General features: G+C 68.7%; 25 protein-coding genes and 4 pseudogenes. 17 read left to right on the forward strand and 12 right to left on the reverse strand.

Going from position 1 to position 25,225, the window contains the following annotated elements; all coding sequences use genetic code 11:
• Window positions 1-201, reverse strand: a 201-nt coding sequence (locus AB0J69_RS51235; protein ID WP_364133920.1) for a hypothetical protein, incomplete at its 3' end; no start/stop codon positions are given.
• A 240-nt stretch (window positions 202-441) separates the two neighbouring features.
• Between AB0J69_RS51235 and AB0J69_RS51240 the strand changes: the two genes are divergently transcribed.
• Window positions 442-2,475 (forward strand): SpoIIE family protein phosphatase, encoded by a 2,034-nt coding sequence (locus AB0J69_RS51240; RefSeq protein ID WP_364133923.1) that lies wholly within the window; start codon window positions 442-444, stop codon window positions 2,473-2,475.
• A gap of 12 nt (window positions 2,476-2,487) precedes the next feature.
• Here AB0J69_RS51240 and AB0J69_RS51245 read toward each other — a convergent pair whose 3' ends face one another.
• Window positions 2,488-2,901, reverse strand: a complete 414-nt coding sequence (locus AB0J69_RS51245; protein WP_364133926.1) for a hypothetical protein — start codon at window positions 2,899-2,901, stop codon at window positions 2,488-2,490.
• Between AB0J69_RS51245 and AB0J69_RS51250 the strand changes: the two are divergent.
• Window positions 2,894-2,989 (forward strand): annotated as a pseudogene (locus AB0J69_RS51250) (DUF4193 family protein); the annotation flags it as partial. The gene AB0J69_RS51245 and the pseudogene AB0J69_RS51250 overlap by 8 nt on opposite strands.
• 60 nt (window positions 2,990-3,049) lie before the next feature.
• Here the strand turns inward: AB0J69_RS51250 and AB0J69_RS51255 are convergent.
• Together AB0J69_RS51255 and AB0J69_RS51260 are read right to left on the reverse strand one after the other, a co-directional pair.
• A complete protein-coding gene (locus tag AB0J69_RS51255) occupies window positions 3,050-3,289 on the reverse strand; it encodes a hypothetical protein (protein WP_364134052.1) in 240 nt (79 codons plus the stop codon).
• A gap of 394 nt (window positions 3,290-3,683) precedes the next feature.
• Window positions 3,684-3,779: pseudogene (locus tag AB0J69_RS51260) on the reverse strand (GNAT family N-acetyltransferase); the annotation flags it as partial.
• A 931-nt stretch (window positions 3,780-4,710) separates the two neighbouring features.
• Here AB0J69_RS51260 and AB0J69_RS51265 point away from each other — a divergent pair.
• Window positions 4,711-4,911, forward strand: coding sequence for a hypothetical protein (locus AB0J69_RS51265; protein WP_364133929.1), 201 nt, complete (start codon window positions 4,711-4,713; stop codon window positions 4,909-4,911).
• A 685-nt stretch (window positions 4,912-5,596) separates the two neighbouring features.
• Here the strand turns inward: AB0J69_RS51265 and AB0J69_RS51270 are convergent.
• Window positions 5,597-5,920, reverse strand: coding sequence for a MerR family transcriptional regulator (locus AB0J69_RS51270; RefSeq protein WP_364133931.1), 324 nt, complete (start codon window positions 5,918-5,920; stop codon window positions 5,597-5,599).
• A 51-nt stretch (window positions 5,921-5,971) separates the two neighbouring features.
• Complete coding sequence (locus tag AB0J69_RS51275; RefSeq protein WP_364133934.1) at window positions 5,972-6,400, reverse strand: Hsp20/alpha crystallin family protein; 429 nt, start codon at window positions 6,398-6,400, stop codon at window positions 5,972-5,974.
• 190 nt (window positions 6,401-6,590) lie between these two features.
• On the opposite strand from AB0J69_RS51275, the gene AB0J69_RS51280 reads away from it, so the two are divergent.
• Genes AB0J69_RS51280 through AB0J69_RS51295 form a run of 4 tightly spaced genes read left to right on the forward strand, consistent with a single transcriptional unit; the run spans window position 6,591 to window position 9,961 of the window.
• Window positions 6,591-7,733 carry an NEW3 domain-containing protein gene (locus tag AB0J69_RS51280; protein ID WP_364133937.1) on the forward strand — a complete coding sequence of 381 codons (1,143 nt, stop codon included), beginning with the start codon at window positions 6,591-6,593 and terminating at the stop codon, window positions 7,731-7,733.
• 1 nt (window position 7,734) lies between these two features.
• Entirely contained in the window at window positions 7,735-8,664 is a 930-nt protein-coding gene (locus AB0J69_RS51285; protein ID WP_364133940.1) for an ABC transporter ATP-binding protein, read from the forward strand.
• The gene (locus tag AB0J69_RS51290) at window positions 8,651-9,628 is read left to right on the forward strand and encodes an ABC transporter permease subunit (RefSeq protein WP_364133943.1); all 978 of its coding nucleotides are present in this window, start codon (window positions 8,651-8,653) and stop codon (window positions 9,626-9,628) included. The genes AB0J69_RS51285 and AB0J69_RS51290 overlap by 14 nt, the downstream gene beginning before the upstream one ends.
• A gap of 36 nt (window positions 9,629-9,664) precedes the next feature.
• Window positions 9,665-9,961, forward strand: a complete 297-nt coding sequence (locus AB0J69_RS51295) for a hypothetical protein (RefSeq protein ID WP_364133946.1) — start codon at window positions 9,665-9,667, stop codon at window positions 9,959-9,961.
• A gap of 13 nt (window positions 9,962-9,974) precedes the next feature.
• Here the strand turns inward: AB0J69_RS51295 and AB0J69_RS51300 are convergent, their stop codons facing one another.
• Window positions 9,975-10,103 (reverse strand): hypothetical protein, encoded by a 129-nt coding sequence (locus AB0J69_RS51300; protein WP_364133949.1) that lies wholly within the window; start codon window positions 10,101-10,103, stop codon window positions 9,975-9,977.
• Window positions 10,104-10,201: 98 nt separating this feature from the next.
• Here AB0J69_RS51300 and AB0J69_RS51305 point away from each other — a divergent pair, with 98 nt between their 5' ends.
• From AB0J69_RS51305 to AB0J69_RS51315, 3 genes are all read left to right on the forward strand, one after another.
• A complete protein-coding gene (locus AB0J69_RS51305) occupies window positions 10,202-11,236 on the forward strand; it encodes a hypothetical protein (protein ID WP_364133951.1) in 1,035 nt (344 codons plus the stop codon).
• A 102-nt stretch (window positions 11,237-11,338) separates the two neighbouring features.
• Window positions 11,339-11,719 (forward strand): hypothetical protein, encoded by a 381-nt coding sequence (locus AB0J69_RS51310; protein WP_364133954.1) that lies wholly within the window; start codon window positions 11,339-11,341, stop codon window positions 11,717-11,719.
• A 189-nt stretch (window positions 11,720-11,908) separates the two neighbouring features.
• On the forward strand, window positions 11,909-12,478 hold the full coding sequence (locus AB0J69_RS51315; protein WP_364133957.1) for a hypothetical protein: 570 nt from the start codon (window positions 11,909-11,911) through the stop codon (window positions 12,476-12,478).
• Window positions 12,479-12,957: 479 nt separating this feature from the next.
• On the opposite strand, the gene AB0J69_RS51320 is transcribed toward AB0J69_RS51315, so the two are convergent.
• Window positions 12,958-13,695, reverse strand: coding sequence for a PhzF family phenazine biosynthesis protein (locus AB0J69_RS51320; RefSeq protein WP_364133960.1), 738 nt, complete (start codon window positions 13,693-13,695; stop codon window positions 12,958-12,960).
• Window positions 13,696-14,388: 693 nt separating this feature from the next.
• Window positions 14,389-14,805, reverse strand: a complete 417-nt coding sequence (locus AB0J69_RS51325; RefSeq protein WP_364133963.1) for a hypothetical protein — start codon at window positions 14,803-14,805, stop codon at window positions 14,389-14,391.
• Window positions 14,806-15,006: 201 nt separating this feature from the next.
• Here AB0J69_RS51325 and AB0J69_RS51330 point away from each other — a divergent pair, with 201 nt between their 5' ends.
• Window positions 15,007-15,228: a hypothetical protein gene (locus AB0J69_RS51330; protein ID WP_364133966.1), complete on the forward strand. Its 222-nt coding sequence runs from the start codon at window positions 15,007-15,009 to the stop codon at window positions 15,226-15,228.
• On the opposite strand, the gene AB0J69_RS51335 is transcribed toward AB0J69_RS51330, so the two are convergent.
• Entirely contained in the window at window positions 15,199-16,476 is a 1,278-nt protein-coding gene (locus AB0J69_RS51335) for a serine hydrolase domain-containing protein (protein WP_364133969.1), read from the reverse strand. The genes AB0J69_RS51330 and AB0J69_RS51335 overlap by 30 nt on opposite strands.
• A gap of 182 nt (window positions 16,477-16,658) precedes the next feature.
• On the opposite strand from AB0J69_RS51335, the gene AB0J69_RS51340 reads away from it, so the two are divergent.
• The 3 genes and pseudogenes from AB0J69_RS51340 to AB0J69_RS51350 form a co-directional block, all read left to right on the forward strand.
• A complete protein-coding gene (locus tag AB0J69_RS51340; protein ID WP_364133972.1) occupies window positions 16,659-17,333 on the forward strand; it encodes a helix-turn-helix domain-containing protein in 675 nt (224 codons plus the stop codon).
• Between the two features lie 419 nt (window positions 17,334-17,752).
• Window positions 17,753-17,833 (forward strand): annotated as a pseudogene (locus tag AB0J69_RS51345) (hypothetical protein); the annotation flags it as partial.
• A gap of 41 nt (window positions 17,834-17,874) precedes the next feature.
• Window positions 17,875-18,435, forward strand: a pseudogene (locus AB0J69_RS51350) (transposase); the annotation flags it as partial.
• 80 nt (window positions 18,436-18,515) lie between these two features.
• On the opposite strand, the gene AB0J69_RS51355 reads toward AB0J69_RS51350, so the two are convergent.
• Together AB0J69_RS51355 and AB0J69_RS51360 are read right to left on the reverse strand one after the other, a co-directional pair.
• Window positions 18,516-20,021 (reverse strand): ISL3 family transposase, encoded by a 1,506-nt coding sequence (locus tag AB0J69_RS51355; RefSeq protein WP_364134046.1) that lies wholly within the window; start codon window positions 20,019-20,021, stop codon window positions 18,516-18,518.
• Between the two features lie 218 nt (window positions 20,022-20,239).
• Window positions 20,240-21,175: a helix-turn-helix transcriptional regulator gene (locus tag AB0J69_RS51360; RefSeq protein WP_364133975.1), complete on the reverse strand. Its 936-nt coding sequence runs from the start codon at window positions 21,173-21,175 to the stop codon at window positions 20,240-20,242.
• Between the two features lie 203 nt (window positions 21,176-21,378).
• Between AB0J69_RS51360 and AB0J69_RS51365 the strand changes: the two genes are divergently transcribed.
• Genes AB0J69_RS51365 through AB0J69_RS51375 form a run of 3 tightly spaced genes read left to right on the forward strand, consistent with a single transcriptional unit; the run spans window position 21,379 to window position 25,221 of the window.
• The gene (locus tag AB0J69_RS51365) at window positions 21,379-22,029 is read left to right on the forward strand and encodes a 2Fe-2S iron-sulfur cluster-binding protein (RefSeq protein WP_364133978.1); all 651 of its coding nucleotides are present in this window, start codon (window positions 21,379-21,381) and stop codon (window positions 22,027-22,029) included.
• 1 nt (window position 22,030) lies between these two features.
• Window positions 22,031-23,011, forward strand: coding sequence for a xanthine dehydrogenase family protein subunit M (locus AB0J69_RS51370; protein ID WP_364133981.1), 981 nt, complete (start codon window positions 22,031-22,033; stop codon window positions 23,009-23,011).
• Window positions 23,008-25,221 (forward strand): xanthine dehydrogenase family protein molybdopterin-binding subunit, encoded by a 2,214-nt coding sequence (locus AB0J69_RS51375; RefSeq protein WP_364133984.1) that lies wholly within the window; start codon window positions 23,008-23,010, stop codon window positions 25,219-25,221. Before AB0J69_RS51370 ends, AB0J69_RS51375 begins: the two co-directional genes overlap by 4 nt.
• The last annotated feature ends 4 nt before the right edge of the window (window positions 25,222-25,225 follow it).

The raw sequence follows: 25,225 nt of genomic DNA on the forward strand, positions 1-25,225 counted from the left end.
ATGCCTGCGCTGGTGCGATCGTTCTTCGCCGATCCTCATCTGGCCTACATCGCCGCCAGCCTCCGATAGTCCAGAAACCCACGAACTGATTGGATCATATGTTCGAGCCAGAAATGGCACACCGGGGCGCTGTCGGCGGGGGTGGAGCACGGTGATCGTGTGCGTTGGGGTCGCGACGTTGCCGTGCTGCAGGGCGATCATGCTAGGAGTGTGCGGGATCGTTCAACGGAAGCTCAAGCTGAGCTTTGGGCAGGACGGGGAGTCTTGTCGCCGCTACATATTTGGGCAATTCAGCGGTCAATAGCTGCCGGCATCGTGCCATCAAACGGCGGATAGTGACATACCGTCCCCGAATGGGGTGAAGGTTGACATACCGTCGACGGGATCCCATGCTCCCGGGGCGTCGGGTGCCGCTGGGGTGGGTGGTCATGGAGGGCACGGATGGGCGATGCGGCGGAACGGACGCTCAGCGGCCTGGCCCTGAACGTCTTCGATTCCGCGCCGGTGGGGGTGGCGGCGACCAGCGGTCCCGACCACCAGCTCGTCTACATCAACAACGCGTTCCAGAAGATCGCCGGCGAGCGCGAACTCGGGTTGCCGGTCCGGGAGGCGTTCGGCGACCTGCGCCAGCAGGACTACTTCGAGCTGCTGGACCAGGTGCTGGAGACGGGGCGGCCGGTCAGCCTGAAGGAGCTCCCGTTCGAGCTGGAAAGTCATTGGTCAGGGCGCGAGCGCTATTGCTCGGTCAGCGTGTCGAAGATCTCGCTCGACGCCGGTGAGGAGGGCGTGCTGCTGGTGGTCGTGGAGGGCGCCGGTGAGGTCGAGCGCGCCGGGACGTTCGACTCCGTCGCCGAGGAGCGGCGCAGGTTCCTCCAGCGTTACCGCAGTGTCCTTCAGGTCGAGACGCAGGTCGTATGGGTGATGGCGCCCCTGGGCTACGTGTCGGAGCCGAGCCCTGGCTGGGAGCGGATGACCGGGCAGACCTGGGAGGAGTATCGCGGAGAAGGCTGGCTGCGCGCGGTCCATCCTGACGACCGGGGGCCGATCCGCAAGGCGTGGCTTCAGGCCCGGCAGCTGAGCCGGTGGGACCATGTCTTCCGGCTGAGATCGGCGGGGAACCTCTACCGGCATGTCCGCTCGCGTGCCGTTCCGGTGATCGAGAGCGGCGCGGTGGTCGAGTGGGTCGGCACCTGCGCCGACATCGAGCAGGAGTGGCAGGAGGACCGGCGCAGGAAGTTGCTCGATCAGGCTGCCGTGGCGACGGCGGACATCGCCGGCCTGGACGAGGTGCTGGAAATGCTCACCAACGTGATCGTGCCCACGGTGCTGGACGGATGCGGGATCTACCTGGTTCCCGAGTTCGACGCCCGGCCGCCGTTGCCCCTGGTCGCGGAGAGGTTCGTCAGCATCGTGCGGGAAGGGTTCGGGCCTGAGCCGCAGCCGGGGACGGTGCGTTTCGATGCGCACTGCGGTTTCGTGGAGGCGGTCACGACCCGACGTCCGGTACACCGGACCTTCCCGCAGGGAGTGCCGCCGCCGGGCATGGCACCGCCCGGCGCGGAGGAGTGGTTCAGGAGGACGGGGGCGAACAGCGTCGCGCTGGTGCCGGTGATCGTCGATGGTGCCGTTGCTGCGGTGCTGGATGCGGTGATCTGTGGGTCCAGGGAGCCGATCAGCGCGTCGGACGTCGACCTGCTGAGGCGCATGCTCGACCACGCTCATGCTCACCTGAGCAACGCCATGCGGTTCCAGCGTACGCAGCGGGTGGCGCTCGCCCTGCAGAACTGCCTGCTGCCGGATCCGCCGGACGTGCCCGGCATGGAGATCACCGCCCGTTATCGGCCGAGCGCCACGGCTGTCGAGATCGGCGGAGACTGGTATGACTCGTTCCGGTTGCCCGACGGTGCGACGATCCTGACCATCGGGGACGTCAGCGGGCACGATCTGGCGGCCGCGGTGACCATGAGTCAGCTGCGTAACATGCTCAGAGGGCTGGCCGTGGACCGCCGTGAGCCCCCCGGCGACATCCTGCGGCGCCTGAACATGGCGACCGAGGCCCTGATCGACGACGGCACGGCGACCTGCATCCTGGCCCGCCTGGAAGGTCCGGAAAATGGCGAATGGTGGCTGAACTACTCGGTGGCCGGGCATCCGCCGCCGTTGCTCGTCACCTGTGCGGGTGAGGGGCGTTTCCTGGAGGAGGCACTCAACCCCCTCCTCGGCGTCGGCAACGCCCAGCCGCGTAGCAGCGCCGTGGTGGCGCTGCCGCCGTGCAGCACCCTGTTGTTCTATACCGACGGCCTGATCGAACTTCCCGGCGAGCACCTGGACCGAGGGCTGGAACGCTTGCGCGGCCACGCCGAGTCGCTGGCCCGCGCGCCCCTTGACACCTTCTCCGACCAGTTGCTCGCCCGGATGCCGATAGCCAAGAAGGACGACATTGCCATGATCGCCGTACGGCTGCCAGCGCTCTGAAAGTTGTGTCGGCTACCCCTCCGCGGCATTGGTGGTCTCGGTGAGGCGGGCTGCCAGGAAGTCTCGTTCTGCTTGGTTGTCGGCGAGGTCGAGGCCGGTGCGGTAGGCGGTGGCGGCGTCGTGGTGGCGTAGCAGGTCGGCGCGGATGGCGGAGAGGTAGTGGTAGCCGGTCAGGCGGTCGCCGTGTTCCAGGGTGTCGAGTTCGTGGAGGGGGTCCGGCGACCATGGAGAGTGCCACGGTGCGGTTGAGTGCGACGACGGGGAGGGCCAGGCGGTCAGGAGTGCGTCGTAGAGGCGCAGGACCTGTGGCCAGTCGGTGGTGGCGTAGCTGGGGCGATGGCGTGCAGGGAGGCGATGGCGGCCTGGAGGGCGTAGCGGCCGACGCGGCCGGTGCGGAAGGCGGCGACGGCCGGGCGGCGAGTTCACCTGCTCGCGCTGCTTCCTGGTGCACCACCGCAGCCAGCGCGCCGCTGGCCGAGACGATCAGCAGATCTGCCTGGAGTGCGCCGCCTGAGCAGGTCAACGGCCAGGGCCAGTGACGCGGCCGGGTTTCGGCCATTGAACGACCCGGAGCTCAGTTGCCACCGTCATCGCGGCTCGGCGCGTCCTCGCCCTGCTCCTGCCAGAGCTCGACCTCGTCGGCAAGGCCGAGCGGGGGCAGCGCATCCACGGTCACCGTGTCGAAGCGCCCGGCATCGATGCCGGTGTGCGGCGTGCCCTGTGGGTCGGTGTCGAGGAAGAGCGCCCGCTGCTCGCGAGCGGTCTCCGTGGCGGGCAGGTTGACCTCGGCGGTGGACTTTGTCCTCGCCGCCACGCTGAAAGTTGAGACGGATCGTGCCCGGCTGCTCGTGGCTGTCCATGAGGGGGCTACGTACGCGCTGTGTTCTATCGTGCCGCCGCCGAAACGAGATGTCCGCAGGGCCGCCCAGCCCGATCTGACGGCGGAGCTGCGGCGCGGGGTCGAACGCGACCAGCAGTTCGCGATGAGGAGCAACGCCACCATTACGTCCTTTCCAGGCCGTCGTTCCGCGGTGCACGCCGCCCGGCTGGAAACGGCGGAAGAAGACGCGTTCGTCGGCGGCGGGCAGGATGCTGGAATGAACGCCAAAGATCATCCACATGTCCATCGGCGCTCCGGCCTGCATCACGTCGAAGCCCTGGCGGCGGTAGAAGGCGCTCAACCCGGGCGTGGGCGGCATCGCGCCATACAGCAGCAGGTAGCCGCGGTGCACGTAGATCTGCCGGCAGCGCTTGAGCAGCGCCGCGCCGATCCCGCGGCGGCGCTCGGTCTCGGCCACCGCCACCGGCTTGATCTTCGCCAGGCCGATCGCATGCGCGTCACCACGTCCTCAGTGGACCCGGCGCATTCGACTCACCATGTCTGTCCTCGACGCATCTTGTGCGCTCTGTTCTGTGGTGAGGTGCGTGGGGCTTCGCCGGAGGGAAGCAGCACGTGCTGAAGAACATCAATTGCAAGGACGCGATCCGTGCCCACGCTCAAGCCCATGGCCTGCCCTACCAGCTGGCCTAGCAGCTTCTTGACGGGCCGATGAGGTCGTAGGAGTTTCGCCGCGCTATGGGCGGTCCGCTGGTCAGCTACACCGTCAACGCCCAGCAGGCGGCCCTTCTCGGAGGCGTCGGAGTCCACGGGATCGAGCCCGGCGGGCCCGGCTCCCTGCGCCGGCCCTGCAGGAGCTGCCGTCCACCTATGAGTGCGGCACCTGCGGCGAGCCCGGCCATGATGACGCCGATCCCACCACGATCCGCACTGTCATTGCTGCCTACGAGCCGGACCTCAACCCGGTCACCTCGGTAATGGGCCTTCCCGGCATCACCTCCGGTGCGCCCGGCCCAGCCTGCGTTGGGAGAACGTGGTGGCCTTCTCCCGGGATTTGTGGGTGGAGGCGAAGGGCCGAGATCTGCGCGGCGGTATTGGGCTGACGCTCGGTCCCGTGATCTTGCCCGACCCGTTTCCCGACGGCACCGGGTCCGCCGAGCCGGCCTTGCTCGTCTGCGTGGAGGTGGACGAGGACTGCGGGCTGGGCACGCGCTACTGGCTCGACCAGGTCGAGCACCAGTGGTGGCGGCCCGACGGATTCACCGACTACCCCACCTGGGGCTACGCCTCCGGATGGGCGGTCCGGATCGAGGACGGCACCCGCTCTGGCGGACCATGGTTGGATCGCGATCCGCTACAGCACCGACCATGGCGGCGACCCCTCCCTGCTGTGCAGCATGGCGGTGGAGTTCCCTCGGGGCTGGCTACAGTTGGCGGGCGACCGGCAGGAGATCCTGCTTCTCGTCGGCCCGATCACCGTCGCTGGTGAGGCCGAATCCTTGCCTGCTGATCTGCCGCCGCGGCGCATCTGCCGGATGCTCGAGTACGGCTCACTGATCGCGGCAGACGCCGTCGTCGTCGCCGTCGCCGTCGGCTGACAGCCAGTCCGTCGTTCGCCTCGCTCAGCTCGCACGCTTCGCCTCATCGCGGTGCCCTGCCTATCCCGCACGTCGTTTCGCACCAGTCCGTTCGTTCCGCTTTGTATCCGGCGGGCTGGTGCGGAACGACCGGCCACACCCCGCCCCGTTGCGTCAGATCCGTACGGGACGCTTCGGAACGAACGTCGACCCCTCCAACCGATGAGCGCCATGGTCATGACCACTCCCCTGTCCCCGTTCGCGACGGGGTGCCCGTCGTCGTCGAGACGTCGAACAGCTAGGCCTCGAGGTGGTCACTTCAAGGCCGGATCACGAGGGCCGGTCAGCTGTGCCGGAGCAGGCAAGGGGGCCGGCGAGGGAGTGGTCGTGGATGACGTCCACGTCGAGGTCCTGCAGGAGCCAGCTGGGTGGAGGCGGCGTGGGCATCTCGGGCACGGCCTGGCTGATGCGTTCGGAGGGTGGTTGGTCGTAGGTGGACAGGAACCGGGCTGGAGTGCCCGACCGGGCCTGCGCCGATCAGGGTGACCTGGTGCCCGACCTCGATCAGGGCGCGGGTCAGGTGGTGGAGCACGGCCTCGATACCGCCGTACGCGCGTGGGGGCACCTCGTACCAGGGCGGGGCCACCATCGCGATGTGCAGCCGGGACCGTTCGGGCATGATGGGCGGGAAAGGGGGTGCCAGAGGTCAGGGGCGGTGATCCTGCTCCTGCAGGCGGGCGCGGGCCGCGGCGAGCTCGTCGCGCAGCCGGGCGACCTCGCGTTCGAGCTCGAGGATGCGGCGGATGGCGATGAGCGTCATGCCTTCGTCGGCCATGCGCGTGACGTGCTGAACGGTCATGATGTCGTGGCGGGAGTAGCGCCGCTGGCCTCCGTCTGAACGGCTCGGGGTGACGACGTCGTGCTGGTCGAGGCGACGCAGGAAGGCGTGCTGAACGTTCAGCATGTCCGCGACCTGCCCCATCGAGTAGAGCGGGGCGTGTTCGTCGTCGAACGGGAACTCGGACATCATGCGCTCTTCGGGGGCATGGGGACGGGCACCCGGCCCGCCCCCGGGGCGAGGTCAGGCCGAGAGGGCCTTGGCGTGACCCTGCTGGATCTCGACCTTGCGTGGCCGGGCGCGTTCGAGCACCGGTATGCGCACGGTCAGCACGCCGTTGTCGTAGTGGGCGTCGATCTGTTCGCTGTCGAGGTGGTCGGACAGGTAGACGCGCCGGGTGAACGAGCCCATCGGCCGTTCGCGGACGAAGACGCGCTCGTGCTCGCCGATCTCCTGCTCGCGGCGGGCGCTGACGCTGAGCACACCGCGGTCCACGGTCACGTCGATGGAGCCGGGGTCGATGCCAGGCAGGTCGAATCGCAGAATGACGTCGTCGTCGCGGCGCAGTCCGTCCATGGGCACGCCTGGCCCACCGGCGAAGGTCTGCTGCGCCAACCGGTCGAACTGGCGCTCGAACTCCTGGATGAACGGGTCGATCGACGTCAACAGCATCGCTACCTCCTTGTTCGCTCGAGGATTCCAGCTAACCTGCAATCTGATTTGTAGGTTAGCTGCTACACGAGTGCGATGCAACTCAAGTTGAGGAAAAGTTGGGGACATAGCTTGCGTAAACATGTGAGTGGAGTTATAAGTTTCCTCGACCAAGGCAGAGAGATTCGTTGACCCGAACGGATGACTGGTGATGAGGCCGCTCTTCCGCTTACTGCCGTACGCTCTCGTGGCCCTGTTCGCCGTGAGCACGCCGCTCGCGCCCCCGGCGTACGCGCAGACACTGACGCTGTCCACCCCCTACCCCTCGCTCGTCGTCGAGCCGGGCGAGACCGTCTCCCTCGACCTTGACGTCCACGGCTCGCCCGCAGGCCGAGTGGACCTCGACGTCGACGCGCCCAAAGGCTGGAAGACCACCTTGCGCGGTGGCGGATACGTCGTCTCCAGCGTTCATGCGGGAAAGACCGAGGTCACCCTGGACGTGGTCGTGCCCGCCAAGGCCATGGGCAGCCACAGGGTGACGGTCACCGCGAAAGGTGTCGGCGGCGAGCGCGACCGTCTGCCGCTCACCCTCACCGTGCGCGGTACGGGCGGGCAGTCCGCCCTCGGTCTCGACGCCGAGTTCGCCAAGCTGACCGGCAAGGCAAGCGACACCTTCAGCTACACCGTGACCCTCCGCAACGAGGCACCCAAGACCACGACGTTCGCACTGGCGGTGCAGGGACCCACCGGCTGGACCGTCTCGGCCAACCCCAGCGCCCAGCAGCGCGCCACCACGGTCAAGGTCGACGGCGGCGGCACGGCGACGATCAACGTCAGTGCCGACCCGCCCGACGACGTCGCGGCCGGCGCCTACCCCATCCGCCTGGGCGTGACCGGCGGCGGCAGACAGGCCGCCGCGGAGCTCACCGCCGAGGTCACGGGCACGGTGGAGCTGGAGCTGAGCACGCCGGAGGACCGGCTCAACGCCTCCGGCTCCACCGGGCAACGCACCAGGGTGCCGCTGGTCCTCACCAACAAGGGCACCACCCCGCTGTCGGGAGTGACCCTGTCCGGCTCGCCGCCGAGCGGGTGGGAGGTGACGTTCGAGCCGAAGACCGTGGACGTCGCGCCACAGCGGCAGGCCAGGGTCACAGCGGTGATCACGCCGTCCGACGACGCCGTCACCGGTGACTACATGGTCACGCTCACGGCCGAGAAAGACGGCCGCAGTTCGGAGGCCGACGTCCGCTACACCGTCGAGACCTCCCGCTGGTGGGGACTGGCCGGCGTGCTCGTCATCGTGGCCGTGGCGGGCGGCCTGTGGTGGGTCTTCCGCACCTTCGGAAGGCGCTGACATGGACGCCCCCGTGATCCGCATCGAGGGGCTGACCAAGCGGTACGGCCCGGTCGAGGCCGTCCGCGACCTGGACCTGGAGGTACGGCGAGGCGAGGTGTTCGGCCTGCTCGGCCCCAACGGCGCCGGCAAGACCACCACCATCCTCACCCTGCTCGGCCTGACCGAACCCACCTCCGGCACCGTACGCGTGGTCGGCCTCGATCCCGCCCGAGCGGCTGCCCAGGTCAAACGGCAGGTCGGGTACGTCCCCGACGCCGTCGGCTTCTACCCCAACCTCACCGCCCGCCACAACCTGCGCTACACCGCCAGGCTCAACGGCATCGCCGACGCCGAGGATCGCATCACCGAGCTGCTGGAGCAGGTCGGGCTCGGTCACGCCGCCGACCGGCGCGCCGGAGCCTTCTCCCGCGGCATGCTCCAACGGCTGGGTATCGCCGACGCCCTGGTCAAGAGTCCGTCGGTGATGATCCTCGACGAGCCCACGATCGCCATCGACCCCGACGGCGTGCGCCGGGTGCTGGCGCTGATCCGCGAGCTGCGCGACCAGCACCAGATGACCGTGCTGCTCTCCTCCCACCTGCTCTACCAGGTGCAGGAGGTCTGCGACCGGGTCGGCATCTTCGTGGGTGGCCGCCTAGTCGCCGTCGGCTCGGTCGAGGAGCTGGCCCGGCGCCTGGCGGGCGGGCGTACGGTGATCGAGGTCGGCGTCGCGGGGGACACCGACGCCGCGGCCCGCCGCCTGGCCGGGCTGGACGGTGTCAAGGACGTGGACCGGGAGGGCGACCTCCTGCTGGCGGTCTGCGAGGACGAGGCCCGCGGCCGCATCGCCGGCGCGCTCACCGGCGCCGGCCACACGCTGCTGCACATGCGGCAGCGCAGCAGCCACCTGGACGAGATCTATCACCGGTACTTCCATGAACAGAACTGACATCCGCCCCGCGTTCCGACGCCGCGCCCGGACGGGCCTGCCCGCCGGCTGGCGTGTGGTAGCGCGCAAGGAGATCGCAGACCATCTGCACTCGGCGCGGTTCTTCGTCGTGGCCGCGCTGCTCACCGTCACCGGCCTCGCCGCGGTCTACGCGGCGGGCGGCCGCATCAGGGACGTTGCCTCGCAGGCCGCCGACGACCCGTCGTTGTTCCTCAAGCTGTTCACCGTCGCGATCGAGAACACGCCCTTCGCCTTCGTCAATTTCGTCGCGCTGATCGGCCCGCTGCTCGGCATCGCCTTCGGCTTCGACGCGGTCAGTTCCGAGCGTGTCCAGCGTACGCTGCCCCGCCTGCTGGCCCAGCCGATTCACCGCGACGACGTGGTCAACGGCAAGTTCGCCGCGGGCCTGGCCGTCATCGGGATGCTGCTCACCGCACTCATGCTGCTGGTGGGCGCGGTCGGTGTGGTCCGGCTGGGCATCGTGCCGCGGGCCGAGGACCTGGCCCGGCTGCTGGTCTACCTGCTGGTCTCGATCGTCTACATCGGCGTGTGGCTGGCGTTCGCGCTCATGTTGTCGATCCTGCTCCAGCGCGCGGCCACGGCCGCGCTGACGGCTATCGGCACGTGGCTGGTGCTGTCGCTGCTGGCGGCGCTGCTCGTGCAGATGGTGGCGGGAGCGTTCGCCGAGCCGGGCAGCGTTGACCGCGCCGGGCTGCAGCAGGCCCTCGGCCGTGCCTCGCCCGCCATCGTCTACGAGGAGGTCACCGCCGCCCTGCTCACGCCGGAGCTGCGTACGCTCGGCGTGATCCTGCCGGAGCAGGCGTTCCGGGCAGTGCCGGGGCAGTTGCCGCTCGGGCAGAGCGTGCTGCTGGTGTGGCCGCAGCTCGCGGGGCTGGTGGCGCTGGCGGCCGTGGTGTTCGCCGTGGCCTACGCCGTCTTCCTCCGCCAAGAGGTCCGCGTCTGAGGTGGGGCGTGGCCGCAGCTCCTCGCAGAGACGGGCATGGGAATCGGTGAAGCGCTGGCCCTGCGCCGCAAGGACATGCACCTGCTGCCGGACTCCCAGGTGCTGGGCTGCCGGCACGAGGGGCCGCACGTCCACGTCCATCGGCGGCTGAACGCCCAACGGCGCGTTCGCCAAGGCGCGGCAGCCGCGGGCGATCCCGGTGGAGCGCGACACGATCGAGGCGTATTCGCGCTACCAGTACGAGCGGACGAGGTCGGCGAGGCCACCGGGGCCGACATGGGGTCCGACCTGGTGTTCGTCAATCTGTTCCACCCCCGCTGGGCAAGCCGATGAAGTACGCCAACACCTACGAGCTGTTCTCCCGCCTGGCCACCCGCGCCGGGTTCCGGGCCCGACCGCACATGTTCCGGCACAGCGCCATCACGAAAATGCGGCGGGCGTCGACCGTCGGGTGGCCCAGGAGATCGCCGGCCATGTCTCGGCCTCGTCCCAGGACGTGTATTCCCACGTCACCGACTCCGACAAGCGCCAGGCCGTGGAGATGGTGGCCGCCGCAAGAAGGCAGGCGCGCTCGTGAACGGACCGGACAGCGTGATCAACGGCGCGGCGGGCAAGGTGATCGCTCTGCACCGCCCGGCCGACGAGGGCGGGGCGGCCCCGGCGCTGACGCCGGCGGAGGCCGCGGCCTTGGCCGAGTGGCTGACGGTGAACACGCCGCCTGCCTGGCGGCTCGGGGAGTGGGATGCGGCGACGCGGCTGTTCACTGGCGACGTCGACAACCGTTCCACGGTGGCCTACCGCTGCACGGTGGCGGCCTGCGACCGGGTGTCGCGCACGCAGGTCTTGTGTGATCTGTGTGAGAAGGCCTTGCGCGCGTCCGGCATGGCGCTGGAGGAGTTCCGGGCCGGCTTCGTCCCGGACCGCAACCGGGTGATCGACGGCCGGGCCATTCCCTCCGTCGTGGCGGCCTGTCCTCGGGACGGGGCGTTGTGGGGGTTGTGTGCCGCACACGCTTCGCTGCGGCACAAGGACATGCTGCGCCAGCGTCCGGGCGCCGATGATCTAGCGGCGTGGGTGGCAGCCGCGACCCCCTACGATCCGCTGCCGGCCTGTCTGGTCGGCGGCTGCCCGCGCGATGGGCGGCCGGGCTCGGGGATCTGCGACCTGCACGCCCGGCGGCTGAAGGCCGACGGCCTGGAAGAGGTGGAGGCGACCTGGCTGGACCGTCAGGCGCCGTTCCTGATCGTCAACCAGTCCTCGTTGGCACCGCTGAAACCCTTGGCGCGCGCAGAGGTGCTGTTCGCGCTGGCCACGCGGGACGCCCGGGGGCAGCGGCTGGACCCGACCGCGGTCCGCCAGTCGGTCGCGGTGCTGGCCAGGCATGTGGTCGCCTCGATCGCCGGGTTCAGCCTTGGGGCGCTTCCGCAGCGGGCCGCGGCAGGCCCCACGAAACCTTTGACGTCACCCCCTGATCAGGGGTGTGGAAGGGAACGCGTCATGTCCACCGCAACCGGCGCCCTGGCCGATCAGGTCGCGTGCGCCGACACTGTGGATGCGGCCCTGCTGGAACGGGTCCATCACGAGGTGCTGACCATCCCCGGCGACTAGGTACGCGGCTACAGCCGCTTCCAGTCCGGCAGATGGGGCACGCTGTCCCTGCTCAACGACACCGGCAACGCCCGCGACGTCACCATCGGCGACACCGCGCCCGTGGCCACGGACCTGCTGGCGCGGATGCCGACCACCCGGGCGCTGCTGGAGGAGCTGGGGCTGCAGTACATGATCATGGCCGGGCACACCCCCGCCGCCGCGGAATCCTGCCTCGCCGAGGTGCCCGCATGGCAGCAGGTTGATGCCGAGGTCCTCACCAGCTACGCGGTCGCCTACGCCGGCTACTGGACTCGGATGAGCCGCCAACCGGCCCCCGAGGGCGTGCCGCACCTGCGTCCCTATCAGCGTCACGCCGCCACCGCCGCGCTGGCCTGGGTCCGCCATCGCGCCGACACGATCTCACCCGTCACTCGGGCCGGGTGGCCGGGGAGGCGAGACCTCCGGGCCACCCGCTGTTGGCCCGTTCGCCCCGCGTCATGATCGCCCGCGAGAACTCGTCCGGGTGTCCCGGTTCGGGTTCACGCGACGGTGTCGCGCTGAGCGACCACGTGCGCGGGGTCAACGGCGGCTCACCCCGCTGTTCGGATGAGCGTTCCGGATGCGATCAGGTGGTGAGCTCCCAACGCTTCGGCCATATCGCCGCTTCACGCCGTCTGCCACCCTGAAGGCATGGGACAGCTCTGGGCGATCCTTCCACCCCTCATTGGTGTCGTAGTGGGAGCCGTGGGGACATGTTTCGCCACGAGCTTCACCGACCAGCGGCGCTGGCGAAGGAACCAAGCCGTCCGCTGGGATGAGCATCGGCTTAGTGCCTACGTCGAGTTCGCTGCCCGAGTGAAAGACACGTATAACCTGACCTGCCGCATCTCAGCTCCCTATCGGCCACATTCCGCAAGCGTCCATCTCGACTGGGAAACCGGCTTAGCGCTGATCGCGGAGGCAGATCGCGAGCGTGCCAGGTCCTTGGAAAAGGTTCTCATCCTTGGCGACGAGGCAACGGCAGATGCCGCACTGGAGTGGCGGGAAGCAGTCTGGCAGCTTCAGGTCTACACACTTTCAAAACCAGCAAATTGGGACGAATGGGTGCCTCTACGGGATCAGATGGACGCCAAGAGGGCGGCCTTCTACGAGGCAGTGCGCATGAACTTGAATGTGCCTCGACTCTCGAAGACCTTAGCGTTCCAACTCACCCGTGACGAAAGATCGACAGGCAGCCAGTTGGAGCCCGGCATAACCTGAAGGAGGCATTGGGGTCCCGTCCAGATCTCACGACCCACGCTCAAGGATCTCTCCGGCTGCGCCGCGCGATCATAGCCCGCCCCGCCAGGGCGAGGAGTTCGGCGCCGACATTACTCAGCGCCTTCTCCGGCCCGCGATAACACTGCTACTTCGCGGCCCATCCCTACCGCATCGCCGCTACGCCCCCGGCGGCACGTCACCACTCCTGCGTGCCGCCCGGCGTAGCGCCAGCTCGGCCTTGATCCGGTTCTTCACCGTCTCCCACCACGGCAGGCGCTCCAGCACGGCCAGCGCTCAGCTAAGCTCAGTGTCTGTTTCTAAGCTGTTGATCTTCGGTGGCCCGGCCGTCTGGCGATGTTGGTGTGGCGGGGGAATCCCTGTGAAGTGGTCAGAGAGGGTCTCAGTGGCGATGCCTGAGTTGCGGAGCCCCGGGACGACACGCCAAATAAACCCGCCTTGCCGGGTGCCCGGACCTCCGCTCAGGAGATCCGGTAGAGGTCGTCGACCTGCCTGCGGATCTCGGCGCTGGGCTCGACGACGGTGCAGCGCCCGCCGAGCTCCACCTCAATGTCGTTGACGGGGTTGGTCAGGATGATCGAACCGTGTTGTCCGTGCACGACCTCCAACGGACGGCCGAGCCTTTGCGTCAGCAACATCGAGGCACTCCCGCACGCCTCGTCCTCGCCCTTGCCAATACGCGGCGCCCACAACCGCGCTCGCACCCGCCCAGCCCGCTGGTCCATCCACGCCCAAACCTGGGTGAAGTCCTCCCCGGCGGGAAGCCCGGTCAGCCGGTCGATGGCGGCCGGGCTATCCACCTCGTAGAAGCGCCAGGGCTTCGACCAGGCTGCCGGGGCCTTGAGCCACACCGTGCCGTTCGCCTCGCGGTGGCAGGCGACCGGCCCTGCCGTAGGCGTGAGCTCCCTGACCTCGGTGCCTAGCTGGTGCAGGACTTCCACCGTGGCCAGCAACGGGTGCCCGCCGAACCGAATCTCCTGGTCGTAGGAGCCGTAGATACCGACGATCCCGCGCTCGGCGTCACGTACGAAGACCGTTGCCGGAATGCCCAGGCGTACCGCGAGTTCGCGTCGCTGCTGCGCCGTCGCAGATGTGCCTCGCGGTTCGACGATCACCAGCGCCGGGTTCCCGAAGGCGCCGTCCTTGTTCACGAACGCATGAGCAAGCTGACATACAACCACAAGATCCCCCAAGAGCATCGCAGCGGCGCACATCGTAGCAGCGCGTACTTGAAGGCCAGAGAGTCGCCGCAGGTTGTCCGCCTCGCGAATGAACCGGGCCGATCGCATCGTCCGGTTGGGGCAGTGTCGGTGTGGCCTGGTTCTGGCGGCCAGGAGTGCCACGGAGGCGTAGCCCAGGCAGGTGGGCCAGGCAAATCTGCTTGATCAGGTCGATGAGCCGAGGTGCTTCGCAACGGGTTCGGCCTCAAGATCGGCGACGCGTTCGTTGTCTTGGCAGTTTCACTCTGGCCTGGTCGGCGCGTTCGCCGCGGGCTTGCGACAATCAGGGGCGTGAGCCCGGACGTGTGCGAACTGCGGTCTGCCGCTGCCGGAGCAGGCCCGGTCGTCGCGGCGGTATTGCTCGCCCGCGTGCCGCCGCGCAGCAGTGGCGCGAGCTGCGTCGTTCCAGCGCCGAATACGCCGCGGCGGTGGAGGAGCTCGTGGCCTCGGGCGTCGGCCGAGGCCCGGGTAGACCTCCGGAGCGGTTGTGGATATCCCTGGTGGAAAGCTGAAATGTGCTCACGAAGCGGAAACGCTCCCCGTCCGCCGGGAGGTGGTGCGAGCGCGCCTGGCCTGCGGTCTGCCTGCCGGTCCAGCCGCACGACCGGGGCGGGCCGGCCGGACATGTGCAGGCTCAGCAGGGAGCCCAGCCCGGTCGGCTCCAGGGTGACCTCATCGCACAGGTGCTGTGTCGAGGGCTTCGGTGATCTTGCCGATCATGTCGGTCATGGTGGGGCTGGGCTGGCCCGGGTGGATCTGGGTGGCGGCGTCGATGGCGATGATGACGGCGCTGCGGAAGTTGTCGGCCTCGGCTGGATCTTGCTGCTTGTGCAGGCTCATGGCCGCCGTCAGGGCTGGCAGCACGTGGTCGGCGAGTTCGGCTACGGACTTGCCGTTCAGGTTCACGTCTCTTTGCTTTTCGGCGAGCACGTGCCCGATCAGGCCGGTTGCGGAGGCCAGGGCGATGGAGCCGTGGGTGGCGGTCTTGTGGGGGTTTCCGGCGGCATCGGCGGCGGCCAGCAGCGTGACGGCGCCGTAGGCGGCGGTGCGCAGGGTGAGTTTGTCCTGGTCGGAAAGGGTGATGGACATGGTGGTGTGCTCCTTGAAAGTTGGTACGAATGCAGTGGAACGGGGGGAGTGTGGGGATGCGGTCCTGCGGCTGTCCAGGGTTCTGGATTGCTGAGGTCGGGTCGCCGGAGGGGATCGCATCCTCGGATGACCTGACCTTGGCAGAGAGGGCCGGGATTCAGCCCCCGGTGGAAATGTCGCCATGGCCGAGCAGGCATCCCCTTGGTCGGCTTCTTGGTCGGCTTCGTCTTTCACGGGTTTGTCGACTGGTTGTGCCCGCTCGGTGTCCGCGCCTCGTGGGCCGGCCACGCCGCGCTCAACGAGCTCGGCGTGGCCTACTTCGCGCTCTACCTGATGCACGACCGCGTGGGGTCTACTTCCAAGGTGTACCAGCCCAAGGTGCTCGGCCCCTGTCTACTGAGCCGGCTTGGCCTTGTCGGCTGACCCGGCCGGCCCGTCGCAGAACACCTTCTTGAGGAGGTTGTCCAACGCCTTCGGGAACTCCTGTGCCACGTCCACGGCGGCGTCGCCGGCGGTGATCGAGGCGGTCAGAGTCGTCTTGCCGTCGGGCGTGCTGTACATCAGGGCCCCGTAGCCCCCCGCGGTGCCGCCGTTGTGATGCAGGACGGTGCCGCAGTTCGAGCCCAGGTCCTGCACCGACACCCCCAGGCCGTAGACGAGGTCGCCGCTCTTGGGGTGCGGCTTGCGCATCTCGGCCATCAGCCGGGCCGGCAGGAGCTTGCCGCTGTTCAATGCGGAGAAGAACGTGGCCAGATCCTTGGTGGTCGAGATCATGTCACCGGCGGCGGCCACCATGGAGGGGTTCTGGCGGGTGACGTCGATCACCTTCCACTCCTTGGCGGCGTCTTGGTAGCGGTAGTAGCCGTGGGGGTGCGGCTGGGGCAGCTCCGGCGAGGCGCCCGGCAGTACAGTGCCGCGCAGCTTGAGCGGGCCCAGGATGCGCCGCTTCATCTCCTCAGCGAGCGAGTGGCCGGTGACCTTCTCGATCAGCAGTTGGGCCAGCGTGTAGTTGGTGTTGGAGTAGCTCCAGCTCGTCCCCGGCTCGAACCGCGCCGACCTGGACAGCCCGAACCGCACCAGCTCCTCCGGCTGATAGGTCTTGAACCGGTTGGCCACCCATTCCTTGCCTCCTGCGGGGATCCCTGGCTCGACCGACCCGTCAGGGCGGAACTCGCCGGTGTAGGCGTACAAGCCGCTGGTGTGCTGCAGCAGCATCCGCACGGTGATCCGCCGGTCCAGCTTGAACTCGGGCAGGTAGTCGGCCACCGGGGCATCCAGCCCGATCTTGCCGTCGGCCACCAGTTGCAGCACCAGGGTCGCGACGAAGTTCTTGGTGCTGCTGCCGATCCGGAAGTACCCGTTCGCCGGCGGCTTGGCGTTCGTGCCCAGCTTGCGCCGCCCGGTGCTGCCGACCCACTCGCCCCGCTCATCGTTCACGCGCGCCTGCATTCCGAGGAAACCGGCGTCGACGAACGCCTGGATGGCCTTCTGCAACTCCGGACGCTCCTGCCCGGCAGCGGCCTTCGGCACGGCCTTGCTATCCGCGGTGGCCGACGCGGGTGCGGCCGCCCCGGCCAGCAGCGCGGCTGCCAGCGCCGTGACCGCCACTCGCTGGGAGACCCGCGGTCTTCGGCCCCTGTTGCTCGTGACGGTATGGAGAGATTCACTCATGGTCGATCTCATTTCACGATAGTACGTGTTCTGTGCTTCTTGAAAGCTATGTTGCATTCGAAGTTTCGTCAATTGAATGAAAGGCGTTAATGCAGGTGAGCGCCAACAAATTGGAGCAATGACCCTGCACTCGAATGCAAGACTATGTTGCAATGGCTGACGGTGAAGGCAATACTGGCGGCATGCCAGGAGCACGACTGTCCGAGCAGGACCGCGAGCGCATCGCGTCCGGACTCGCCGACAAGCTCTCCTACGGTGAGATCGCCAGGCGGCTCGACCGGCCGACCTCGACGATCACCCGGGAGATCACACGCAACGGCGGCCCCACCGGCTACCGGCCCCAGCAGGCACACCAGGCGACGATCCAGCGGGCCCGGCGCGGCACACCGTCGCCCCCGCGCGCAGACACACCGCCGGATGACCTGATGGAAGCGGAACTCCTCGAAAGGGCGATCAGGGCGGGGATGCCGAGGACAGCCGCGCGCGTGCACCACGACCTGATGCTGTCCGAGGACGGCCGGCGCACCGCCGCCGAGCTGACCCACAGGCTGAAGGTCAGCCCGGCCTCCGTCTCCTTGGCCGTGAACTACCTGCTCCAGCAGGGATTCGTCCGTCGTGAGCGCGATCCGCGGCGCCGTCGCGACATCTACGTGATCGACGACGACGCCCTGTACCAGGCGATCATGACCAGCGAGCGGCAGACACTCCAGACGGCGCAGGCCACGATGGCAGCGGCCGAGACCTACGGGCTCGACAGCCCCGTGGGGCAACGACTGGCCAAAATGGCGGCCTACCTGGAACGCGTCAGCCTGGACATCATGGAATCGGCCGAGCGCTGGCGCACTCTCCTGAGGTGACCGGACGCAACGAACCATCTGGGGAGCCAGGCTGACCGGTTCCTGCTGATCGTCACCGATCCACCCCACCGCACCGCACCGGGCCATCTACAACCCCGACGCCAACCTGCACACAAAAGCTCCCGCCAGCGCACGGCCAGTGGACCCACGGGTTGACCGCTGTCGGCGTACACCTCAATGTGCAGACGCAAGTACAGGCTGAGGCTCTGTTGCTGATCTTGTGACACAGAACCGTTCGGCAGTTGATCATGTACGGGGTGCGTTCAGGGATCGGCTCTGGCCCGTAATCGGTGGTGGCGCTGAGTACTTACCTGCCAGGCTGAGCCGTGCTGGAGAACGATCTTGTGGGTGCGGTGTTCGCGGGGCTGTCTGCCCTGGTCATCGAGGGAGTAGAGGACGAGGACGATCTCATACGGGTCATGGCCCGTACTCGGGACGAGCCGACACGATGCCCGGTATGCGGAGCGCTGACGGGGCGGGTGCACGGCTACGCCAGGTGGACGGTCGCGGATGTCCCGGTCGACGGGCGGAGGGTGGTGGTATCACTGACCCGTTCCGCGACCATCTGCGCGAACGCCGGGCCGAGAATCCCGCCGTACCGGTCCAGCAACTCCTCGCCGAGATCAAGAAACTCGGCTACACCGGCAGCCAGAACCTGCTCTACCGATACATCAACCAAGGCCGCGTCGAATGCGACCGGCCCGCGATCTCCCCCAAGCGTCTGGCCAGCCTTCTCCTCACCGAACCGAGCAAGCTCACCGGCCACCACACCGAGCGGTTGGACGCCGCCATCGCAGCTTGCCGGGAGATGACCATGCTCGCCGGACTCGTCCGGGAATTCGCCGCTTTCCTCGATCCCAAGCAGGGCAACGACCGGCGACTGACCGCCTGGATCGAACAAGCACATCAGGTCGACCTGCCCCACCTGCACGCCTTCACCCGCGGGCTGGACTACGACCGGGCCGCCGTCAACGCCGCCCTCACCCTCCCCTTCCACAACGGCGGCACCGAAGGCGTCAACACCAAAACGAAAATGATCAAGAGGCAGATGTACGGACGAGCCGGCTTCGCACTCCTCCGTCATCGCATCCTGCTCGGCTAAACCACTTTCCGTCACCACCGAAAGTGGGCCAGAGCCCGGTTTGGCTCTGACCCGTAATCGGTGGTGGCGTTGAGTGATCTTCACTGCAGCAGGATGCGGTGGCGCAGAAGCTCGAACCCGGCACGGCCGTGCATCTGGCGCATGATCTTCTTCGTGCGGGTGTTGACGCCTTCGGTTCGGCCGTTGTGGTGCGGGAGGGTGAGGGCGGCGTTCACGGCGTCGCGATCGAGTTCGATGCCGTTGGCGAAGCCATGCAGATGGGGCAGATCCTCGGCTCGGACGGTGGTGATCCAGGTGGTGAGCTTGGCGTCGTTGCCTTCGGCTGGGGTGAGGAGTGCGGCGAAATCGCGGACCAGGCGGGCAAGGGCGGTCAGTTCGGGACAGGCGGCGGTGAGTTCCCGCACCAGCTGGGTGTCGCTGTCGCGTAGCCGGTCGGGGTGGGTGAGCAGGAGACGGGCCAGGCGGCGCGGGGTGATGACGGGCCGTTCTCCTTCGGCTCGGCCTTGGGTGATGTAGCGGTAGAGCAGGTTGAGGCTGCCGGTGTAGCCGAGCTGTTTGATCTCGCGGAACAACTGCTGCACGGGAACGGCTGGGTCGGCGGCGCGCCGTTCGCGCAGGTGATCACGGTAGGGATCGACGAGGGTGGGCCGGTAGCGTGGAGCGCGGCGTAGGGAATCGGGTTCGCGGGTGCGGGCGTAGCGCTTGACGGTGTTGAGAGACAAGTTCAGCCGGCGGGCGCACTCCAGGAGGCCGACGCCCTTGTCCAGCAGGTCGTGGATCTGCCGCCAGCGCTCGCGGGTGCTCTGTTCGCGCACCCCGGCGGGCCGGGGCGGGTTGACCGTGGCCCAGCAGGCGCTGTGGGAACGAACCTCAGCCAGCGTCTTGTCGCAGAAATTCGCCCACAGGTGCCACCTGTCCCCGACCTGCACCGCATCCGGCAGAGCACGTCGAATCGCCTCGCCGTAGGCGCCCGATCCGTCACGGCAGACGATCTCGACCCCGGGGTGGGAGCGCAGCCACGACTCCAGGGCATCGGCGCCGCGGCCGGATAGGACGTCGATCCGCTCGCCGGTCTCGGCGTCGGTGAGGATGGTGGCATACCGGTGGCGGCGCTTGAGCGCGAAGTCATCGACACCCAGCACGCGCGGGATCCGCAGTGGTGGTAGCGGCCGCTGCATCAGCAGGCGCAGTGCCGTGGATCTGGAGACCGTGACGGCCAGGACCGCCGAGAGCCGAGCGCCTGCCCGGCCGGCCAACTCGGTGACCACCGCGCCCAGTTGGCCGGTGAGCCTGCGTGTTCGACGCTGGTAGCGCTCGAGCAGCCCGGGTACCTGCTCACGGAACGTCTGCCGGGGACATCCCCATGCCGGGCAGAGTAGGCGCCGTACTTGGACCGATACCACCACCGGCCGCCCGTCAACCGGGACGTCGGTGACCGTCCGATGGTAGTAGCCGTGCACTCGAGCGGTCGGCGTCCCGCACACCGGGCATGGCACTGGCTCGTCGCGAGTACGGGTCATGACCCGAATGAGATCGTTCTCGTCCTTCACGCCCTCGATGACCAGGGCAGACAGGCCCGAAAACACCACATCCGTAAGATCGTCGATCTTGAGCACGACCCAGCCTGGCAGCTGTTCACTCAACGCCACCACCGATTACGGGCCAGAGCCGAAAACCGTACAGTCCCTCCAGGAACGTCGTGAAGATCTTGATGGGTGAGCCGGCATGAGCCGGCTCACCCTCTTGCCCGCAGTGATCGGGTTGAGGATGCAGATGCCGCCGGTGCGGGCGAGTCCGAGGTTGATCAGACGGCGGAGGTCGAGGGCGGCGGCGCGGTGGTGGAGCCGGCGGTCGTAGGCGGCGGTGCCGCGGTCGGCGGGTGGGGGGCGGTGGCGTGATCGAGTGCGCTGGCCCAGCTGGCGAGGAGGCGGAGTTTGTCGTCGGAATCAGTTGCGGGCTGGGCGCCGTAGGCGACCAGGGTGAGGCCGTCGGTGGCCAAGTCCAGGGATTCGTAGGTGAGGTGGAGCTCACCTACCACGGGATGGCGGACCGATTTGCGGCCGAGGTGGTGCTGGCGGACGTCGTGGCGGGCCCAGCGGACGCGGAAGTCGTCGCTGCGGGTGGACAACTCGCCGATGAGGTCGGTGAGGTCCTTGTCGTAGGGGTCGCGGCCGGCCTGGGCGTGCAGGAGGGCGACGGTGACATCGGCGGCGCTGTCCCAGTCGCCCCAGAACTCGTGGGAGCGGGGGTCGAAGAAGGTGAACCGGGCGTGATTGGGGATGGCGCCGCGGGCCGCATCGAACATGGGTGCCAACAGGGCACGGCCGAGAGCGTTGGTGGCCAGGACGTCGCAGAGGCCGTTCTTGACGAAGGCCGGGGCGCCCGTCATGGAGTCCAGGAGCCGCTGGACCGAGGGCCGTACCTGGCTGGGGGCAGGGCGGCGGCGCCGCCTCGGACGAGGGCCCGCGGCACGGGCAAGATCCTCCAGGTGGATGCGCTCTTCGTCGTTGAGCCGCAGCGCGCGGGCCAGGGCGCCCAGGACGTGGTCGGACGCCCCTGACAGGTCGCCGCGTTCCAGGCGGGAGTAGTACTCCACGCTCACTCCGGCCAGCTGGGCGACTTCGGTACGGCGCAGTCCGGGCACCCGGCGGGTGCCGTAGGAGGACAACCCGGCCTGTTGCGGGCTGATCTTGGCGCGCCGGGAGGTCAGGAACTCACTGATCTGGCTGCGGGTGTCCACCCTCCCAAGCTACGCCGCCTGCCACTTTGCAGGGATGCCCTGCCAGTACACCTTTCACCAATGCCTTACTCCCTATCCGATCAGCACTTGTACTGATAGTGGCCACTCGGAGGCTGATCGGTCCCAATCTGCAGGCAGGCCACTGAGAGCACGCCGACCCAAGGAGTAGGACGAGTTGCCGACCGAAGAGAAGTGAGGAATTCATGTCCGACAAGCTCCCTGGCGAAGACCGCCGGGATGGGCACGCACCGCCCGGGGTGTCCAGGCGGGGATTTCTTTCGACGACCGCTGCCGGTGGTGTGGCAGCCGGCGTCCTTCCGTCCGCGCTCACCGCGGAGCAGGCTGGCGCGTCGATCAAACAGATCGTGGCGTCCGGCGGCCACAGCAGTGCGCTGTCGGTGACCGTGAACGGGCGACGCCACCAGGTGACGATCGACAACCGGACGTCGCTGCTGGATCTGCTGCGCGAGCGGCTCGCCCTACCCGGCACCAAGAAGGGCTGCGATCAGGGCGCGTGCGGTGCGTGCACGGTGCTGGTGGACGGCCGCCGCGTCAACGCGTGCCTGACGCTGGCGGTGCGGTGCCAGGACGCCGAGGTCACCACGATTGAGGGCCTGGCCTCCGATGACGGTGAGCTGCACGCGTTGCAGCGGACCTTCGTCGAGCAGGACGCCTTCCAGTGCGGCTACTGCACCCCGGGACAGATCATGTCCGGCGTGGCGTGCATCCGCGAGGGCCACACCGGCTCCCGGGAGGAGATCCGCGAGTGGATGAGCGGCAACCTGTGCCGCTGTGGCTGCTACGTCAAGATCGTCAACGCGATCGCGCAGACGGCGCGCGCGGGCAGGAGCTGACATGTACCCGTTCGCCTACACCAAGCCCGCCGACACCCGTGCCGCGATCACGGCCGGAGCGCGCGGCGGACGTTACATCGCGGGCGGCACGACGCTGGTCGACCTGATGCGCGAGACGGTGGAACGTCCTGACACGCTGGTCGACATCGGTGGCCTGCCGCTGCGGGAGGTGCAGGCCACCGCGTCCGGCGGTCTGCGGATCGGCGCGCTGGCGCTCATGTCCGACGTCGCCGCGCACCCGCGCGTGCGCAGCGCCTACCCGGTGGTGGCGCAGGCGCTGGAGCTGAGCGCGTCGCCACAGCTGCGGAACATGGCCACCATCGGCGGCAACCTCCTGCAGCGCACCCGCTGCGCCTACTTCCGTGACGTCACTGCCGCCTGCAACAAGCGGCAACCCGGGTCCGGGTGCGCCGCCCTGGAGGGTCACAACCGCTCGCACGCGATCCTGGGAACGTCGGACGCGTGTGTGGCGGCCCATCCATCCGATCTGGCCGTGGCATTGGTGGCGCTGGACGCCGGCGTGCACCTGCAGGGCCCTGACGGGGAGCGCGGCCTCGCCATGACCGAGCTCCTGCTGCGGCCCGGTGACACGCCCGACCGCGAGCACGACCTGCGGCCCGGCGAGCTGATCACCGCGGTGGAGATCCCGCCGCACCCGCGCCCCCTGCGCTCGGGCTACCTGAAGGTCCGCGACCGGCAGTCGTATGAGTTCGCGCTCACCTCTGCTGCGGTCGTGCTGCATCTCACCGGCGGTGTCATCCGGGACGCCCGGATCGCCGCCGGCGGGGTGGGCACGGTGCCGTGGCGGCTGGACGCGGTGGAGCGGCTGCTGGCAGGCGCCCGTCCCTCCGAGCAGTTATGGGCGCAGGCCGCAGCGGTCGCGGCGGACGGCGCACGCCCGCTGCGCCACAACGCCTTCAAGGCGGAACTCCTCAAACGCACCATCGAACGTCAGCTACGCACGGTGGGAGGAACGCGATGACCCGGCCCGCGGCGGGCGCGCCACTGTCCCGGGTGGACGGGTGGCTGAAGGTGACCGGCCAGGCCGCCTACGCCGCTGAGCATGACGCCCACGGCGCCGTACGCGACGTCGCCCACGGCGTGATCGTCACCAGCACCACAGGAAGGGGACGGATCAACGGGATCGACACCCGGGCCGCCGGCGCCCTGCCCGGCGTGCTCACCGTGATCAGCCATCTGAACGCGCCGAAACTGCCCTACCAGCCGTTCCGCGGCGTGCCCGATCCTGCCCGGGGAGGGGGCGAGCGCCTGCGGGTCTTCCAGGACGACCAAGTCAGGTTCTTCGGCCAGCCCGTCGCCGTCGTGGTGGCCGAAACCCTGGAGGCCGCCCGGCACGCGGCGGCGCTGGTGCGCATCGGCTACGACGGCGAGCGGCCCGCGACCGATCTGGCCTCCCCGGCAGGCCCGCCCAACAAGCTGGAGACCTACCAGCGGGGCGACGTCGAAACGGCGCTGCGGCAGGCGCACACCCGGCTGACGCGGACCTACCGGCTCCCGCGCGAGCAGCACCATCCGATGGAGACACACGCCACCATCGCCCACTGGAACGGCGACCGGCTCACGCTGTGGGACAAGACCCAGAACGTCCTCAACACCCGGGCCGACCTCGCCGCCGTGTTCGGCATCCCGCCCGAGTCGATCCGGGTCATCTCACCGTTCGTCGGCGGCGCGTTCGGCAGTGCGCTGCGAGCCTGGCCACACGTCACCATTGCCGCGCTGGCCGCCCGCCAGGTGCGCCGCCCGGTGAAGGTCGTCCTGACCCGCGAGCAGATGTTCACCGGGACGGGACACCGCCCCGTTACCGACTACACGCTCACCCTCGCCGCCGGACAGGACGGCCGGCTCACCGCCGCCCTGCACGACATCAGCGCCGCGACCTCCACCTACGAGGACTACCGGGAGTCCCTGACCGTTCAGGGCCAGATGTTGTACGCCACGTCCAACGTCCGCCAGAGCTACCGGTCGATCCCCCTGGACATCAGCACCCCCACCTACATGCGCGGCCCCGGGGCGGCCACCGCCGCGTTCGCCATCGAGTGCGCCATGGACGAACTCGCCCACGAGCTCGGCATCGACCCGATCGACCTGCGCCTGCGCAACGAGCCCGGCCAGGATCCGAGCACCGGGGCGCCGTTCTCCACCCGGCGGCTGCGCGAGTGCCTGCGCATCGGCTCCCGCACCGTCGGCTGGGACGACCGCGATCCCGAGCCACGCTCAGCCCGCGACGGCAACTGGCTGCTCGGCACGGGCGTCGCGGTAGCCTCCTACCACACCCTGCGCGCCCCGGCCCAGGCCCTGGCCCGGCTCGACGCCGACGGTAACGCCATCGTCCAGTGCGCCACCTCCGACATGGGACCCGGCACCTACACCTCCATGACTCAGGTCGCCGCCGACGCACTCGGCCTCCCCATGGCCGGCGTGCGGTTCCAGCTCGGCGACTCGACCATGCCGCAGTCCCCGCCCCACGGCGGCTCCCTGACCATGGCCAGCGTCGGCTCCGCCGTCCAGGACACCTGCGACAAGCTCCGCCTGCAGGCCATCCGGCTCGCCGTCGAGGACCCTGGCTCACCTCTGCACGGAGCTCCGGCCAACGACGTCGCCGTCGAGAACGGCCGCCTGTACCTGCGCGACGATCCCGGACGCGGCGAGACCTACCGGCAACTGCTGGCCCGCGCCGACCTCTCCCACCTGGAGACGCCCGGCGGATACACCCCCGGGGACGAGGTCGAGCGGTTCTCCACGCACGCCTACGGCGCGGTGTTCGCCCAGGTTGCCGTCGACGAAAGCCTCGGCCTGGTACGCATCAGGCGGGTGCTCGGCGTGTACGACGCGGGCCGCATCATCAATCCCAAGCTCGCCGAAAGCCAGGCAATCGGCGGCATGGTCGGCGGCATCGGCATGGCCCTGCTGGAGCACGCCGTCACCGACCCGCGCGACGGCCGCATCGTCAACGCGAACCTGGCCGACTACCTCGTCCCCGTCAACGCCGACGTCCCCGACGTCAATGCCATCTACCTGCGCGGCGACGACCGCACCGCCGACCCCATCGGCGTCAAGGGCCTGGGTGAGGTGGTGATCGTCGGTGTGGCACCCGCGATCGCCAACGCCGTCTTCCACGCCACCGGCCGCCGGATCCGCTCCCTTCCCATCACCATCGAAGCCCTCCTGTGAGGGC

The organism is Nonomuraea sp. NPDC049709 (assembly GCF_040674815.1).
Classification (GTDB): Bacteria; Actinomycetota; Actinomycetes; order Streptosporangiales; family Streptosporangiaceae; genus Nonomuraea.